Below are 14,767 nucleotides of genomic sequence, written 5' to 3'. Positions count from 1 at the left end.
CCTGGAGGACGTGTCCTAACGGCCTTGTCTTTAAGGGCCTGGCGCCGGTCAGACGCCGCCGTCGCTGCGCTCTCTCACATAGGCGGCTTCAGGCGCCGGGCCGGGGTCGAGCTTGAGCGCCGCCTGCTGCAAGCGCTTCGATCGGGCACCGATTATAACTTCGCGAAACGTCAGCAAGATTACAGATATGACGAAGGGGGACAGATAATAGAGCACGCGGAACAGGAGCATGCCGCCGAGCAGCTCCTCCCGGTCCATCTGCCAGAGGCCGACCAGCATCGCGGCGTCGAACACGCCGAGGCCCCCGGGCGAGTGGCTGGCAAAGCCGAGCAGGGTGGCGGACACGAAGATCACCGCGACCACGACGAAGCCGAGATTGGGCTCGTCCGGAACCAGCACGTACATGGCCAGCGCGCAGAAGCCGAGGTCGATGATGCCGATCGCGATCTGGAGCAGCGTCAGAGGCCCGCCCGGCAGCACCACGGTCCAGGGCCCGCGGCCGACCACGCGCGGCTGGGTCCAGACCCAGACCACATAGGCGACCAGCGCCACGATGATCATCAACGCCAGCGTCCGGTTCAGCCAGGGCGGAAGCTGGTCGATCGAGGCCGCCGCCTCCGGATGGTAGGAGATGCCGAGGCCGAGCACGGCGGCATTGCCGAGCCAGAAGGTCAGGCCGGCAAGGAAGCAGATCTTCGCGACGTCGATCGCGTTGAGGCCGTAGGCCGAATAGATGCGATAGCGCACCGCACCGCCGGTGAAGACGCTGGCGCCGACATTGTGGCCGATCGAATAGCTGGTGAAGGCGGCGAGCGCGTTGATGCGGTAGGGCACGTGGGCGTGACCGATCGCGCGCGTGGCGAACAGGTCGTAGAAGGTCAGGGTGAAATAGCCGGCGGCGACGAACAGCGCGGCCATCGCAATCTGGCTCGGCTCGGTGCTCTTGATCGCTTCGAGGACCTCGTTGACATCGATGCCGCGCAGCATGTGGTAGAGCACATAGCAAGCGATGCCGATCACCGCGACGCTGATCACAACTCCAAGCTTATGCAGGATTTGCTTCTGGCGCAGAAACGTCATCGCCCTGCGTATGGCTTCCAGCATCTAGACCTCGAACAACGCTTCAACGGCCAGGACGGCCGGCGAACAGGCGAACGACGCACAGGCACTCGACGGCCCCTCACCGCCGGCTCCGGCATCGCGCACGCCCCCCGCCTCTCCACTAGCGCGTTTTGGCGCGGAGTGGAATTCGGCAATTCGAACAAAAACACGTGCCTTCAATGTTTTAGGCAGGTTGCGAGCTCCGGATGCACGGTTTGGCGCTTTCGGCGGCAAGGCTTGACGCGAATCTCCGCGGCAATCCTGCGCAGTCGCCATGAAGTTTTGATGATTTCGGCCGCACAATGTTCCTTCACGCCTTAAGTCGAAATCAATCTATGGGCCGCGCCGGCCGGTTGAAAGAGGGGGACATTCCGGAGCCCGTTCACGGATTTCGGATGTGCCGGAGGCACCTGCTGACGCAATGGTCAGGGTGCATAGCAACATCACAGAGCGGCGGGCGGCGCGGTGCGCGCGACCACCCGGTCGCGCAGCCAGGCACCGATGGTGCAGCCGACCAGGTAGCAGGCGAACATGATCAGGCCGAGGTCGAGCCAATAGCCGAAGCGGCCGGGGACCACATGCGCGAATGAGGCCGCGACCAGGCCCGCGGCGAGCAAGGCGAGCCAGCGCGCGGTGACCTTCGAGGTGCCGTTGCCGCGCTGGACTACCGAAATCCAGCCCATGCAGAAGCCCAGCAGCACCGAGCCGATCAGCCAGCCCATATGGAACGAGACGAGATAGGGCATCGTCACCTCACCAGAAATTCGATGCGACGGTTCTGGGCCTTGCCGTCGTCGGTGTCGTTGCCGGCAACGGGCTGCGTTGCACCATAGCCGACCGCGCTGAAGCGGTTGGCGGGCAGGCCGGCCTTGACCAGATAGTCGATCACCGCCTGCGCCCGCTTCTCGGAGAGCGCCTGGTTGAACGAATCCTCGCCGTCGGCATCGGTGTGGCCCGCGACCTCGATATTGGCGTTGGGGCAGCGTAGCGCCGTCTCGATCAGATGGTCGAGGATGCCGGCGGAATCCGGATCGATGTCGGCGCGCTTGGCCGCGAAGCGGATCTTGCCCTTGCCCAGAAGCTCGGAGAACAATTGCTGGCAGACCGTGCCGTCCACCGGGCCCGCCGCCGGCTTCACCGTAATCTCCGGCTTGTACTGCCAGGTCTTCGGGAAATCCTTGCCGAGGCCGGCGCGGATGTCGTTGGCGGCGCCTTCATAGAGCGCATCGCCCGACAGCTTCACCTCGCGGTCGGAGACCACGAGCGTGCCGGTCGACAGCCGCGACAGCGCCCCGAGCGCTGCGACCACGGCGGGATTGAACGAGGCGGGTGCGCCGATGCTGGCCTTGAGATTGTCGACGACCTTTTCGCCAAAGAACTTGCGCGACGCGCTGGTGCCGATCGCCGCGTGGACATTGTTGTCGGGGACGTAGCCAGTCAGCGTCACGGTCGCGGCGACCGGATCCTTGTAGGCCTGGAAGATGTAGGGCGGCGCCTTGATCTCGTTGGCGGCGATCGAGAACCCCTCGGGCAAATTCTTCAGCGCGGCCGCGATCGCCTCGCGACCGCCGAGCTCGCGCGCCATGCCCGACAGGTTGACCTTGGTGTCTGATATCGTGATCTTGCCGTCCTTGAGCTTGCCGATCTGGTCGAGCAGCAGCGTCGCGGCAGCCTCGAAGCGCGGCGGCGCGCCGCGTGCAAGACCCATCTGATCGGCCACCTCGACGCCGCCGACCTCCTTGCGCGCCGCCTCGGTCAGGCGGGCCTTGATCGACGGCAGGGGGGCGGAACCCGACAGCGTCACCCGCACCACGTCGCGCTCGGCATTCCAGACGAAGGGTTTTGCCTCGGGAACGAGGCGGGTGCGGTCGTCGACCAGGCGCACGCCCGGGACGAGCTCGACCGCCATCACCGCGTCGCGACGCCCCTCCTCGGAAAAGGCGTCCGCGGCCAGACTGACGTCGCGGCCGTCCACCGCGATCCGGGTCTTGTCCAGAACGGTATCCTTCAACGCCGCCGAGCTGCGGGCGGACAAATCCGCCTCGACCGGCAAGGTATTATTCCAGGCCGCAAATCCCCACATGACGGCCAGGGGAATCAACCCCGGCCACCATTTGCTGGCCCACCTGAAAAGCTTCTGCATTCGACGACCCGAACTCTGGAACCGGAGACAAAACAAACCCTTGGCGGGCTGTCAAACCGGAAATCATGCCCTTCCGAGGGCCCTGCGTGGACAATTGGAATAACTTTTTCTTCAAGGGTCCTTCCTTAGAGTTGCGGGCGGAATGCCCGGGGGTCCGCCAGCCTGCAATGAAACAACTGCGCAACAACGTCATCCGCGCCGGGCTGGGGGCGCTCTACTTCAGTGGCGCGCACCATTTGCTGCGTCCGCTGCTCTCGGGCGTCGGCGCCATTTTCATGCTGCATCACGTGCGGCCGGCCCGCGAGGATGCGTTCCAGCCGAACCGACACCTCGAAGTCACCCCCGAATTCCTCCGCGCGACGCTGAGCCATCTGCGCACGCGCGACATCGACATCGTCAGCATGGACGAGCTGCATGAGCGGCTGGCGCAGGGCCGGTTCGACCGCCGCTTCGCCGCCTTCACGCTGGACGACGGCTATCGCGACAATCTGGACTATGCACTGCCGGTGCTGCGCGAATTTGACGCGCCTTTGGCGGTCTATGTCGCCAGCGATTTTGCGGAAGGCACCGGACGGCTGTGGTGGACCGCGCTGGAGGCCGCGATCGCCAGGGCCGAGCAGATCGAGGTCACAATCGGCAATTCCGCACTGCGGCTGGATGCGACGACGCCGGCCGCGAAGCAGGCGGCTTTCGACCGCCTGCACGACTGGCTGCGCGCGCTGCCCGGCGAGCATGATCTGGCGCGCGAGATCGCAGCGCTCTGCACCCGCCATGGCGTCGACATGGAAGCGTTGTGCCGCGGCCTCTGCCTGTCCTGGGACGGCGTGAAGCGGCTGGCCGCGGATCCGCTGGTCACGATCGGCGCCCACACCATCAGCCATTGCAATCTCGCCAAGCAGGCGGAAGAGATCGCCGCGCAAGAGATGGCGGTGAGCCGCACGCGGATCGAGCAGGCGCTGGATCGTCCCGTGCTGCATTTCGCCTATCCCTATGGCGACCGCGATGCCGCGGGCGAACGCGAATTCAACCTGGCCGCCTCCGCCGGCTTCAAGACCGCGGTGACGACGCGGCCCGGCATGCTGTTCGCCGAGAATGCCGGCCACATGACCGCACTGCCGCGCGTCTCGCTCAACGGCAACTACCAGGACACGCGGATTTTGCCGGTGCTGACCTCGGGCGCTGCGACCGCGATGTGGAACGGCTTTCGCCGGATCGCGGCGGCGTAGTCCCTCCAATCTCCGCTGTCGTCCCGGCGAACGCCGGGACCCATACCGCGTGATTTTTCGATTGCGATCGGTATCAATCCCAAACAACCAGCTTTCGCCAAACTTCTCCCTGTGGTTACGGGTCCCGGCCCCCCGTGCGCAATTGCGCACTAGGCCGGGAGGACACCGAGTTGGTTGAACGGCTATCGCACCACACTCCCACCGTTCCTTGACTCCCCTGCCCGCCCCGCCCACAACGGGCGTCAACCAAGGGAGGTACCATGTTCAACGATCTGTTCTCGCTCAAAGGCCGCATCGCACTCGTGACCGGCGGCTCGCGCGGCATCGGCAAGATGATCGCGGCGGGATACCTCAGCGCTGGAGCTGCGAAGGTCTACATCACCGCACGCAAGGCCGGACCGTGCGAGGCGACCGCGCAAGAGCTCACCGCGCAATATGACGGCGAGTGCATCGCGCTGCCGATCGACATCTCCACCGTCGAAGGCTGCAACAGGCTCGCCGGCGAAATCATCAGGCTGGAGCCGAAGCTCGACATCCTCGTCAACAATGCGGGCGCCGCCTGGGGCGCCGAGTTCGACGAATTCCCCGAGAGCGGCTGGGACAAGGTGATGGACCTCAACGTCAAGTCGCTGTTCTTCCTGACCAAGGCGCTGGCAAAGCCGCTGCGCGCGGCAGCCAGCACGGAGCGGCCGGCGAAGGTCATCAACATCGCCTCGGTCGACGGCATCTTCGTCAATCCGAGCGAGACCTACTCCTACGCCGCGAGCAAGGCCGCGGTGATCCATCTGACGCGGCGCATGGCGACGAAGCTGGTCAAGGACAACATCAACGTCACCGCGATCGCGCCGGGCGCGTTCAAGTCCGACATGAACCGCGCCGCGCGCGACCACGCGGACGAGGTCGCAAAGCGCATTCCGGCACGGCGGATCGGAACCGACGAGGATATGGCGGGTGTGGCGATCTATCTCGCCTCGCGCGCTGGCGACTACGTGGTCGGCAACACCATCGCAGTGGACGGCGGCGTGGTGTACGCCAATGCGGGGCTGGAGATTGCGGGGTAGGGTCTTCAAACTCCGCTGTCATGCCCCGGCTTGACCGGGGCATCCAGTACGCCGCGGCCTCTCGACTCTATCACGAACGTCTCTGGAATACTGGATCGCCCGGTCAAGCCGGGCGATGACAGTGAGTGTGTGGCGCGGCCATTGCGCTTCGCTGACAGCCGTTACGACTCGATCTTCACGTACTCGAAATCGCCCGGCTTGTTGTCGATGCCGACTTTCGGCGGCGAGATCCAGGAGGCGAACTTGCCGGTCTCGGTGACGGGCTGCATCAACGAGGTGATGAAGTCGCCATCCGCGGTCGAGGGCAGCCATTCGTCCTTGCGCTTCGCCCAGGTGGCATCGTCGATCAGGATGCCGTCGGGCGTCGCGTGCACGTCCTTGAACTCGCCGATGTGGCGGTGGAAGGCGACGTTCGGCAGCGTCAGCTTGAAGTCGTAGCCGGCGGTCGAGATCACCTTGTTCCAGCGCAGCATACCCTTGACGCAATCCTGGCTGTAATCGTCACGCAGGCGCATGTTGAGCGCGGTCAGCGCCGGCTCGTCGACCAGCTTGATCTCACCATTGACGAACTTGAGCACCGGATAGGTGGCGTTCTTGAGCTGGTGGTCGTCCTCGATCTGGGTCTCGTGATAGCGCCCCTTGATGCCGGCGTTGAAGGCATTGGCCGCGTTGGTCGAGACTTCCGAGCCAAAGAGATCAAGAGACAGCGTGTAGTGCAGGTTCAGCTTCTTCTGGATGGTCGGAAGATCGATGACGCCGAGCGCACGGACCTTGGCGATATCGGTCGGATCCGTGATGCCGGCTTCGCGCATGGCGTCACAGGTGCGCTGCACGACGCGGGTGATACCGGTCTCGCCGACGAACATGTGGTGCGCTTCTTCCGTCAGCATGAAGCGGCAGGTGCGCGACAGCGGATCGAAGCCCGACTGCGCCAGCGAGTGCAGCTGCATCTTGCCGTCGCGGTCGGTGAAATAGGTGAACATGAAGAAGGACAGCCAGTCCGGCGTCGCTTCGTTGAAGGCGCCCAACATGCGCGGTGCGTCGGCATCGCCCGAGCGGCGGCGCAGCAGATCATCGGCTTCCTCACGTCCGTCGCGGCCGAAATACTTTTGCAGCAGATAGACCATCGCCCAGAGATGGCGACCTTCCTCGACATTGACCTGGAACAGGTTGCGCATGTCGTAGAGCGAGGGCGCGGTCTTGCCGAGATGGCGCTGCTGCTCGACCGAGGCGGGCTCGGTGTCACCCTGGATCACGATCAGGCGACGCAGCATGGCGCGATGCTCGCCCGGGACTTCCTGCCAGGCCGGCTCGCCATAATGCTCGCCGAACGGCACGACGCGATTTTCTTCCTGGGGAGCAAGAAGGATGCCCCAGCGATATTCGGGCATGCGCACGTAATCGAACTTGGCCCAGCCGCGCGGATCGACGGAGTAGGCGGTGCGCAAATAGACCAGCGATTCCTGGAAGCCTTCCGGCCCCATGTCGCTCCACCAGTCCATGTAGCCGGGATGCCAGCCTTCCAGCGCCTTCAGCACCTGGCGGTCTTCGGCGAGATTCACGTTGTTGGGAATCTTGGTCGAGTAGTCGACGTTCATGATGTTCATGTTCATGGCCGTGCTCCTTGATCGGTCTCGTGTCCCGGATGCAGTGCGGCGCGAAGTGCTGCACTGCTGAGCCGGGACCTGTTGCTCGGTCTGTGGGTCCCGGTTCTGCGTCGCACCGCTTCGCGCTGCGCCGCGCCCGGGACACGAAAGTCGTTACACTCGCGTCATATCGAATTTCGGCTTCTGGCCGCTGCCGTAGCGGCGCAGCGCGCCTTCCTCGCCGACGGCGTTGGGGCGCTGGAAGATCCAGTTCTGCCAGGCGGTGAGGCGGGCGAAGATCTTTGATTCCATCGTCTCGGGGCCGACGAAGCGCAGGCTTGCTTCCATGCCGGTGAGGCTGTCAGGCGAGAAGCTGGCGCGCTCTTCCAGAAACACGCGGACCTCGTCGTCCCAGTCGATGTCGTCGAGCGCGAAGGTGACGAGGCCGAGTTCCTCGGCCTGCTCGGCGTCGAGCGCGGTGCCGAGGGTGGCTTCAGCGCGCTCCACGTCGGACGGATCGGCCTGGAAGCGCGATTCCAGCCGGGTCAGGCCATGGCTCATCGGGTACGGGCCGAAATTCATCGCGGAGAGCTCGATCGACGGCGGCGGGCGGTTGTCGCCCTGGCGCGCGCCGATCAGCATGTAGGAGCGATCGGCGGCGAAGACGAGCTCGGCCAGCGTGCCGGCAAAGCAGGAGCCGGGCTCGACCAACGTCACCAGCGTGCGCGAGGTGACGTCGATGCGCTTGAGTACGCGCTTCCAGTAGTGCCTGATCTCGTTGACCAACCAGTGCGCCTTGTTGGCTTCGAGGAAGGCGTCGTGCGCGAGCACATGGGCACGGTCGCCATGACTCTTGAACACGAGCATGGCGATCTCGAGCTCGTTGATGCGCAAGTGAAGGATGGCATCGTCGAGCTCGCGCGCGACCTGGAGCGGCCAGAACGAGGCGCCCTGCGCCATCATGCCGTCGATGTCGGCGGGCGGCGCGGCCTCCGGCGCCTTGATCGAGATGGTCGCAATGCGCGCGGCGCGGTCGATATCGACGCTGACGAAGCCGTATTGGATACCGGTCTCGCCGATGATGCGCTTGAGCGGGGACAGCGCAATGCCCTTGCCGCTGCCGGCGCGCTTCGACTTGCCGGCAAACTCCTTGGCGCGCTCGGCGATCTTGCCTTCGAGCTTCGAGTTCGGCGCGATCTCGTCGACGAGACGCCACTGCACGGCGCGCTTGCCCTTCACGCCTTCCTCGATGGTGCAGAAGAAGTCGGCGTGGTCGCGGCGCACCTTGCGCTTGTCGACGACGCGGGTGAGGCCGCCGGTGCCCGGCAGCACCGCGAGCAGCGGCACTTCGGGCAGAGCGACAGACGACGCACCGTCATCGGCCAGGATGATGTGGTCGGTGGCGAGCGCGAGCTCATAGCCGCCGCCGGCGGCCGAGCCGTTCACCACGGTGATGAAGCGCTGGCCGGAATTCTCGGACGAATCCTCCATGCCGTTGCGGGTCTCGTTGGTGAACTTGCAGAAGTTCACCTTGTGGGCATGGGTCGAGCCCGCGAGCATGCGGATGTTGGCGCCGGCGCAGAACACGCGATTCTTGGCCGAGCGCATCACCACGACCTTCACCTCGGGATGCTCGAAGCGCAGGCGCTGGATCGCATCCGCAAGCTCGATATCGACGCCGAGATCGTAGGAATTGAGCTTGAGCAGGTAGCCCTCGAACAGGCCGCCATTCTCGTCGACGTCCATGGTCAGCGTCGCGACATCGCCGTCGACCGCGAGCTTCCAGTGCTTGTAGCGGGACGGTTCGGTCTGGAAATCGATGAATGTCGCGCCGCCTGCGAGGCGCCGATCTTCCCCGGCCATGGGCCACCCTTGAGCTTGATTATGCGTTCTGGCGTTTACCTTTAGATGCACAATAGTGCATCTTTTGGAAGGCGTCTAGCCCTTAACCGCTCACGCATGCACTTTGTTTCATGCAGATGGCCTAGGACCGCACGATAGCGCCAAGCGCAATCCAGTCCGCCTTGGAGAGCTGGGGACGGCCGAGCTTGGCCTGGAGCAGCGCGGTCAGTGCGGGAATCGGAAAGCTCTCGACAAAGCCGTCGCCGCCGGCCGCCGCCTTGTGCGCGCTCAGCGCCCGAAGCTCGGCCTGCGCGTCGCCGAACAGGCGCGCGGCCGAATGCAGCCTCTGCATCCGCAGCCGCAGATTCGCATTGGCTACATGGATGCAGGCGCGCAGCAGGATGCGCTCGCGGCCGCCTTGCGGCGCCGCGGCCCACACGGCCTCCAGCACCTCCTGCGATTCCCAGAAATAGCCGCGGTCGTTGAGCGTGAGCCCGTAGCGCAGCGCCGGATGCCGTGCCGGCACATAGCCGCGGAAGGCCGAGGGCACCAGCGCCTTCGCCCTATCGAGCGTCTCGTAATCGGCGTCGACCCCGCCGGTCTCGCCCGGCACATAGGCCCATCGCGGCCACGGCAGCGGACCGGTCACATGTGAAGGCACATTCACAGATGTGCCTCCGCAGGATCATGCGGCGCGTCCCTGAAGTCCCTGATCGTCGCGCAGGGCCGCTCTTGCAAATTGCTCAATCGCGTCAAGCGTCGCCCCCGGCGCTTCACGATGCGGGGAATGACCCGCGTCTGAAATGACTTTAAAATCGACCGGACAATAGCACTCTTCCTGCGCGATTTCGACCTGGCGCAATGTCCCATATTGGTCGTCGACGCCTTGCAGGACCATGACGGGAACGCGGATGTAGGCGAGATATTCCGAGATGTCCCAGTCGCGGAATTTTGGGTCGAGCCAGGCGCCGTTCCACCCCAAGAAGGCGTTGTCGACGTCCTTGTGCCAGCGCGCGAGTTTTGGCTTCAGGTCGGTCGTCTCGTAAGCCGTCTTGATCGCAGCGATGGATTTGACCGAGATGTCCTCGACGATGAAATGCGGCGCAATCAGCACGAGGCCGCTCAGGCGATGATCCTGGTGCGCACCGGCATAGATCGTTGCGATCGAGGCACCGTCGGAATGGCCGAGCAATAGGCCACGCTTGAATCCGATCGCGTCGAGGATTTTCGGCAGCACGTCCAGCGCTTCGCGCTGCATGTAATCGAGCGGCCGCGGCAGCGCGGCCGGGCTCGACTGGCCGTAACCCGCGCGCGAATAGACGAAGATGCCGGCGCCGGTGGCCTGTTGCAGCTTCTCGGGGAAATCACCCCAGAGGCCGACGGAGCCGAGGCCTTCGTGCAGCATGACGATGGTCGGCGCGTCGGCTGATTGCGGCGCCAGCCATTTGTATTCGAGGCTGGCACTGCCGATGCTGAGGAAGCCGGTGGGGGTGAGGTTGGTCATGGTCGAATTCTCTTTCCTAGCCAATGCCGAGATGCCCACCCTCCCCTGGAGGGGGAGGGTCGATTCACAGCGAGCGTAGCGAGATGTGAAGCGGGGTGGGGTGACAGTCCCTCCGGGGATGCGGTGCCCGTGTGGAGAGATCACCCCACCCCGCTTCGCATTGCGCTTTGCTCCATGCGAAGCGACCCTCCCCCTCCAGGGGAGGGTAAGAAAGCGCACCCGCCGCCGGCACCATCAATTCGTCCCTTCCCGCAACTTGAACCGCTGGATCTTGCCCGTCGCCGTTTTCGGCAAGGATTCCACCACATCGATCCAGCGCGGATATTTCCACGGGCCGATCTTCTGCTTGACGTGCTCCTTCAGCATCTCCTGCAGCTCCGTCGTCTTGACGCCGGGGCGCAGCACGACGAAGGCCTTCGGTTTCAACAGCCCTTCCGGATCGGCCTCGGGCACGACGGCGGCTTCCAGCACGGCAGGGTGCGTGATCAGCGCGCTCTCGACCTCGAAGGGCGAGACCCAGATGCCGGAGACCTTGAACATGTCGTCGGCGCGGCCGCAGAAGGTGTAGCGGCCATCCGCGTCGCGAATGTATTTGTCGCCGGTGCGGGTCCACGGTCCCTCGAAGGTACGGCGGCTCTTGTGGCGCTGATTCCAGTAGCCTTCGCCGGCGGACGGCGCATCGACCAGGAGCTCGCCAACCTCGCCGTCGGCGACGTCCTGCCCGGCCTCGTTGACGAGCCGCACCGCATAGCCCGGCACCGGCTTGCCGGACGAGCCGTATTTGATGTCGCCGGGCGCATTCGACAGGAAGATGTGCAGCAACTCGGTCGAGCCGACGCCGTCGAGAATGTCGACGCCGAACCGCGATTTCCAGCTGTTGCCGACGGATTCCGGCAGCGCCTCGCCGGCGGAGGTGCAGATGCGCAAGGCCTTGCCACCGCGCTCGCCCTTCATCGTCTCGTCGTTGAGCATCGCCGCGAACAGCGTCGGCACGCCGTAGAAGATCGAGGGGTTGTAGCGGTTCATCAGGTCGAACATGCGCGCCGGTGTCGGCCGCTCGCTGTTGAGGATCACGGTGGCGCCGACCGACATCGGAAAGGTCAGCGCATTGCCGAGGCCATAGGCGAAGAACAGTTTTGCGGCGGAGAGACAGACGTCGCTCTCGCGGATGCCGAGCACCTGCTTGGCGTAGGTGTCCGCGGTGGCCTGCAGATTCGAATGCAGATGGCGCACGCCCTTGGGCATGCCGGTCGACCCCGACGAGTAGAGCCAGAACGCGGGCTCATCGGGATGCGTCGCGGCGGTGGTGAATTGATCGCTTTCGCCCGCGATCTCTTCAGCGAGTTGCTTGTGACCATTCTGCTTGGCGCCGGACACGACGACATGCTCGAGATCCGGCATGCGGCCGACCACGTCCTTGATGACGGGGTAGAGCGCTTCGGACACGAACAGCACGCGCGCGCGGCAGTCGGCTAGGATGTAGGCGTACTGGTCCGCGGTCAGCAGCGTGTTGAGCGGCACCGGCACGATGCCGGCGCGGATCGCGCCCAAAAACACGATCGGGAAGTCGACCGTATCAAGCATGATCATCGCCACGCGTTCCTCGCGGCGGACGCCGAGCCGGCGCAGCATGTTGGCGGCGCGCCGGGTCTGTTGCTGGAGCTCGCCATAGGTGAGCCGCGAGACGGTGTCGTCGAAGACGAGCTTGCCTCCCCTGCCCTCCTCGACGTTACGGTCGAGCAGCCAGGTCACCGCGTTATAGGATCCCTCGCTCACGGACATCTCTCCCGAATTTAGAATTATAATTCATAGAAAGACACTCCGGCGGCTTGCTGTCAATGCCAGCAGGCACTATGTTTCATTAAAACGCGCCGCAGGACCTTCAAAGAAGGCATCCGCTAAAGAAGGCTCATGACCGACAGTCCCGACGCCGAATCCCGCTTCCTCGAACAGCTCGGCCAGCGTGTGCGCACCATGCGCGCGCTGCGCGGCATGTCGCGAAAAGTGCTCGCCAAGGTGTCAGGGATTTCGGAGCGCTACATCGCGCAGCTCGAGAGCGGCAAGGGCAACGTCTCCATCGTGCTGCTGCGCCGCGTCTCCGGCGCGATGGGCGCGCATCTCGAAGACCTGCTTCCCTCAACCGATCCGACGCCGGACTGGCAGATGTTTCGCGACCTCTTGCGCAAGGCCACGCCCGCGCAGATCGCACAAGCAAAAGATCTGCTCACCGGCGGCAGCGCGTCCGCGCCGCGACGTGCGCCGTTCTGCGGCATTGCGCTGATCGGCCTGCGCGGCGCCGGCAAGTCGACGCTTGGGCGGATGCTGGCGAAGAAGATCGGCTGGAGCTTCGTCGAGCTCAACAAGGAGGTCGAGCAGCAGAACGGGCTCTCGGTCGCCGAGATCATTGCGCTCTACGGCCAGGAAGGCTTTCGCCGCATGGAGCAGGCGGCGCTGCAACAGCTGCTCGCGCGTAACGAGCTGATGGTGCTGGCGACCGGCGGCGGCATCGTCTCCGAGCCGCTGACCTTCGACCAGATCCTGTCGTCGTTCTACACGATCTGGCTGAAGGCCGAGCCGGAAGAGCACATGGCGCGCGTGCGCCGCCAGGGCGACCTGCGCCCGATGGCCGATGATCGCTCGGCGATGACGGAGCTGCGCAACATCCTGCTCAGCCGCGAGCCGCTGTATTCGCGCGCGACCGCGGTGGTGGATACGGCGGGACTGTCGGTCGACGCGGCGGCAGCAAGGCTGATCGATGCGGTGCGGCCGGTGCTGCAGAACGAAGCCCGCAGCTTCGGGCTGCGCAGCGTGGCGCTGTAAGGCAAACAGCCAGCTCCGTTCCTCGCTGCGTTCCCTCCCACCTTGCGGGGGAGGGTTAGGGAGAGGGGTCCACACGGGGACTCCATCGTTCGCGCTACGCGCCTCTTCTCCTTCGTAACAACGAACACCTTTACCTGGGCTACCCCTCTCCCCCGCCCTCCCCCGCAAGGGGGGAGGGAGCGCAGCTGAGCACGCCGAAGCGTTTCGGCCCCCTTTTCGTTTCTGAAACAGAGACGATATGAAGGGCCTTGCATCACACAGGATCCATGATGACCGATAGCGACGTCGCAATCTCCATGTTCGAGCGGATCGGCGGCAGCGCCACGATCGACGCCCTCGTCGACCGCTTCTATGACCGCATGGATACGCTGCCGGAAGCGCAAGTGATCCGTGCCATGCATGCGGCCGATCTCGGCCTGATCAGGGACGTGCTGAAGCGCTATCTCACCGAATGGACCGGCGGCCCAAAACTCTATACCCCCGAGAAGGGCCATCCGCGGCTGCGCCAGCGCCATTTCGGCTTCGCCATCGGCGACGCCGAGCGCGATGCGTGGATGCTCTGCATGCGCGGCGCGATGGAGGAGACGGTGACAGATGGCACCGCGCGGCAGGATCTCGACAAGGCGATATCAGGCCTCGCCGACTGGATGCGCAACCGGACGTGAGGCTGCTCGCCGGGGCGTAGCCCGCTTCCGACACAGCTAGATCGACCAGTAATTCGGATGCTGGTAGGGCCGCGAGCGGTCGCCCCAATCGAACTCCTCGCCATCGAACTCGCAGGGGCCGCTGCTCAATTGCTCCGACGTCAGCTCGACCTGGAAGGCCTGGCGGGCCGGATCATATTTCAGCGCACTCCACTGCACCGGATAGTGGTGGTGCGTACCGAGCAGGCCGCCGGTCTTGATCACCGCGTAGGCGACCGTTCCGCTCACCTTGTCGAGCATCAACCGCTCGATCGTGCCGAGCTTCGTGCCGTCACAACCATAGACGGCGACGTGCTGCACGCGGTCACTGGGAACCATGGTGTGTTGCATGGCGTGCTCCCTGGTCTTGTTTGGAGCAGATTATAGCTGAGTAGGGTGGGTTAGCGAAGCGTAACCCACCTCTTTGACGTCCCACGCGTCGAAAGACGTGGTGGGTTACGCCGAGCGACTGCGCTTCGCGCAGCCGCAGGGCTAACTTTGGTGTCTCAGGAGGTTGTCCATCTGGTCTGAACCGAGGAAGCTGAGGTTGCGAAGCTTCAGTGTTCCAAGGAAAGACCAGATGAACGTCCACAAGAATGCGCCTTTGACGCCCAAAGGTCGAGAGGCGATGGTGCGCAGCGTTGTCGAAGGTGGGCTGAGCCAAGCCGACGCGGCCCACCAGTTCAACACGACATCGAAGACCGTTGCCAAATGGGTCAAGCGATTCCGCGCGGAAGGTGTCGAAGGGCTGCGTGATCGCTCCTCAAGGCCTCTTTCATCGCCAAGCCAAACCCCGCCAGC

14 protein-coding genes are annotated in these 14,767 nt (G+C 64.5%); 5 read left to right on the top strand and 9 right to left on the bottom strand.

From position 1 onward, the window contains the following. Positions 1–48: 48 nt before the first annotated feature. From XH79_RS08855 to XH79_RS08845, 3 genes are all read right to left on the bottom strand, one after another. Positions 49–1,104: a lysylphosphatidylglycerol synthase domain-containing protein gene (locus tag XH79_RS08855; RefSeq protein ID WP_271581417.1), complete on the bottom strand. Its 1,056-nt coding sequence runs from the start codon at positions 1,102–1,104 to the stop codon at positions 49–51. Between the two features lie 440 nt (positions 1,105–1,544). Then, positions 1,545–1,847: a hypothetical protein gene (locus tag XH79_RS08850; RefSeq protein WP_212340750.1), complete on the bottom strand. Its 303-nt coding sequence runs from the start codon at positions 1,845–1,847 to the stop codon at positions 1,545–1,547. Between the two features lie 2 nt (positions 1,848–1,849). Beyond that, a complete protein-coding gene (locus XH79_RS08845; protein WP_271581416.1) occupies positions 1,850–3,244 on the bottom strand; it encodes an OmpA family protein in 1,395 nt (464 codons plus the stop codon). Positions 3,245–3,411: 167 nt separating this feature from the next. Between XH79_RS08845 and XH79_RS08840 the strand changes: the two genes are divergently transcribed. Next, positions 3,412–4,470, top strand: a complete 1,059-nt coding sequence (locus XH79_RS08840; protein ID WP_271581415.1) for a polysaccharide deacetylase family protein — start codon at positions 3,412–3,414, stop codon at positions 4,468–4,470. Positions 4,471–4,730: 260 nt separating this feature from the next. Beyond that, positions 4,731–5,531 (top strand): SDR family oxidoreductase, encoded by an 801-nt coding sequence (locus XH79_RS08835; protein ID WP_271581414.1) that lies wholly within the window; start codon positions 4,731–4,733, stop codon positions 5,529–5,531. A gap of 161 nt (positions 5,532–5,692) precedes the next feature. On the opposite strand, the gene boxB is transcribed toward XH79_RS08835, so the two are convergent. The 5 genes from boxB to XH79_RS08810 all read right to left on the bottom strand — a co-directional run bounded on the left by boxB (position 5,693) and on the right by XH79_RS08810 (position 12,239). Next, positions 5,693–7,144, bottom strand: a complete 1,452-nt coding sequence (gene boxB / locus XH79_RS08830; protein WP_271581413.1) for a benzoyl-CoA 2,3-epoxidase subunit BoxB — start codon at positions 7,142–7,144, stop codon at positions 5,693–5,695. 147 nt (positions 7,145–7,291) lie between these two features. Next, positions 7,292–8,980: a 2,3-epoxybenzoyl-CoA dihydrolase gene (gene boxC, locus XH79_RS08825; RefSeq protein WP_271581412.1), complete on the bottom strand. Its 1,689-nt coding sequence runs from the start codon at positions 8,978–8,980 to the stop codon at positions 7,292–7,294. A 121-nt stretch (positions 8,981–9,101) separates the two neighbouring features. Continuing rightward, a complete protein-coding gene (locus XH79_RS08820) occupies positions 9,102–9,626 on the bottom strand; it encodes a DUF309 domain-containing protein (protein ID WP_271581411.1) in 525 nt (174 codons plus the stop codon). An 18-nt stretch (positions 9,627–9,644) separates the two neighbouring features. After that, positions 9,645–10,463 (bottom strand): alpha/beta fold hydrolase, encoded by an 819-nt coding sequence (locus tag XH79_RS08815; protein ID WP_271581410.1) that lies wholly within the window; start codon positions 10,461–10,463, stop codon positions 9,645–9,647. A 234-nt stretch (positions 10,464–10,697) separates the two neighbouring features. Beyond that, a complete protein-coding gene (locus tag XH79_RS08810) occupies positions 10,698–12,239 on the bottom strand; it encodes a benzoate-CoA ligase family protein (protein WP_271581409.1) in 1,542 nt (513 codons plus the stop codon). A 135-nt stretch (positions 12,240–12,374) separates the two neighbouring features. Between XH79_RS08810 and XH79_RS08805 the strand changes: the two genes are divergently transcribed. Both XH79_RS08805 and XH79_RS08800 read left to right on the top strand, forming a co-directional pair. Then, complete coding sequence (locus XH79_RS08805; RefSeq protein ID WP_018644502.1) at positions 12,375–13,283, top strand: helix-turn-helix transcriptional regulator; 909 nt, start codon at positions 12,375–12,377, stop codon at positions 13,281–13,283. A 269-nt stretch (positions 13,284–13,552) separates the two neighbouring features. Continuing rightward, the gene (locus tag XH79_RS08800) at positions 13,553–13,948 is read left to right on the top strand and encodes a group II truncated hemoglobin (RefSeq protein ID WP_271581408.1); all 396 of its coding nucleotides are present in this window, start codon (positions 13,553–13,555) and stop codon (positions 13,946–13,948) included. A 36-nt stretch (positions 13,949–13,984) separates the two neighbouring features. Here XH79_RS08800 and XH79_RS08795 read toward each other — a convergent pair whose 3' ends face one another. Continuing rightward, positions 13,985–14,317: a PRC-barrel domain-containing protein gene (locus tag XH79_RS08795; protein WP_271581407.1), complete on the bottom strand. Its 333-nt coding sequence runs from the start codon at positions 14,315–14,317 to the stop codon at positions 13,985–13,987. A gap of 229 nt (positions 14,318–14,546) precedes the next feature. On the opposite strand from XH79_RS08795, the gene XH79_RS08790 reads away from it, so the two are divergent. Beyond that, a partial coding sequence (locus XH79_RS08790; RefSeq protein WP_271581406.1) for a helix-turn-helix domain-containing protein occupies positions 14,547–14,767 on the top strand: 221 nt, incomplete at its 3' end.

The organism is Bradyrhizobium sp. CCBAU 45389, from assembly GCF_028128625.1.
Lineage (GTDB): Bacteria > Pseudomonadota > Alphaproteobacteria > Rhizobiales > Xanthobacteraceae > Bradyrhizobium > Bradyrhizobium liaoningense_B.
Note: the sequence above shows the minus strand (reverse complement) of the source record. Positions and strands in the feature narration are given on the sequence as shown.

Coding starts and splice junctions, on each gene's coding strand:
- XH79_RS08855 (WP_271581417.1), bottom strand. CDS start 1,104: ATGCTGGAAGCCATACGCAGGGCGATGACGTTTCTGCGCCAGAAGCAA.
- XH79_RS08850 (WP_212340750.1), bottom strand. CDS start 1,847: ATGCCCTATCTCGTCTCGTTCCATATGGGCTGGCTGATCGGCTCGGTG.
- XH79_RS08845 (WP_271581416.1), bottom strand. CDS start 3,244: ATGCAGAAGCTTTTCAGGTGGGCCAGCAAATGGTGGCCGGGGTTGATT.
- XH79_RS08840 (WP_271581415.1), top strand. CDS start 3,412: ATGAAACAACTGCGCAACAACGTCATCCGCGCCGGGCTGGGGGCGCTC.
- XH79_RS08835 (WP_271581414.1), top strand. CDS start 4,731: ATGTTCAACGATCTGTTCTCGCTCAAAGGCCGCATCGCACTCGTGACC.
- boxB (WP_271581413.1), bottom strand. CDS start 7,144: ATGAACATGAACATCATGAACGTCGACTACTCGACCAAGATTCCCAAC.
- boxC (WP_271581412.1), bottom strand. CDS start 8,980: ATGGCCGGGGAAGATCGGCGCCTCGCAGGCGGCGCGACATTCATCGAT.
- XH79_RS08815 (WP_271581410.1), bottom strand. CDS start 10,463: ATGACCAACCTCACCCCCACCGGCTTCCTCAGCATCGGCAGTGCCAGC.
- XH79_RS08805 (WP_018644502.1), top strand. CDS start 12,375: ATGACCGACAGTCCCGACGCCGAATCCCGCTTCCTCGAACAGCTCGGC.
- XH79_RS08800 (WP_271581408.1), top strand. CDS start 13,553: ATGACCGATAGCGACGTCGCAATCTCCATGTTCGAGCGGATCGGCGGC.
- XH79_RS08795 (WP_271581407.1), bottom strand. CDS start 14,317: ATGCAACACACCATGGTTCCCAGTGACCGCGTGCAGCACGTCGCCGTC.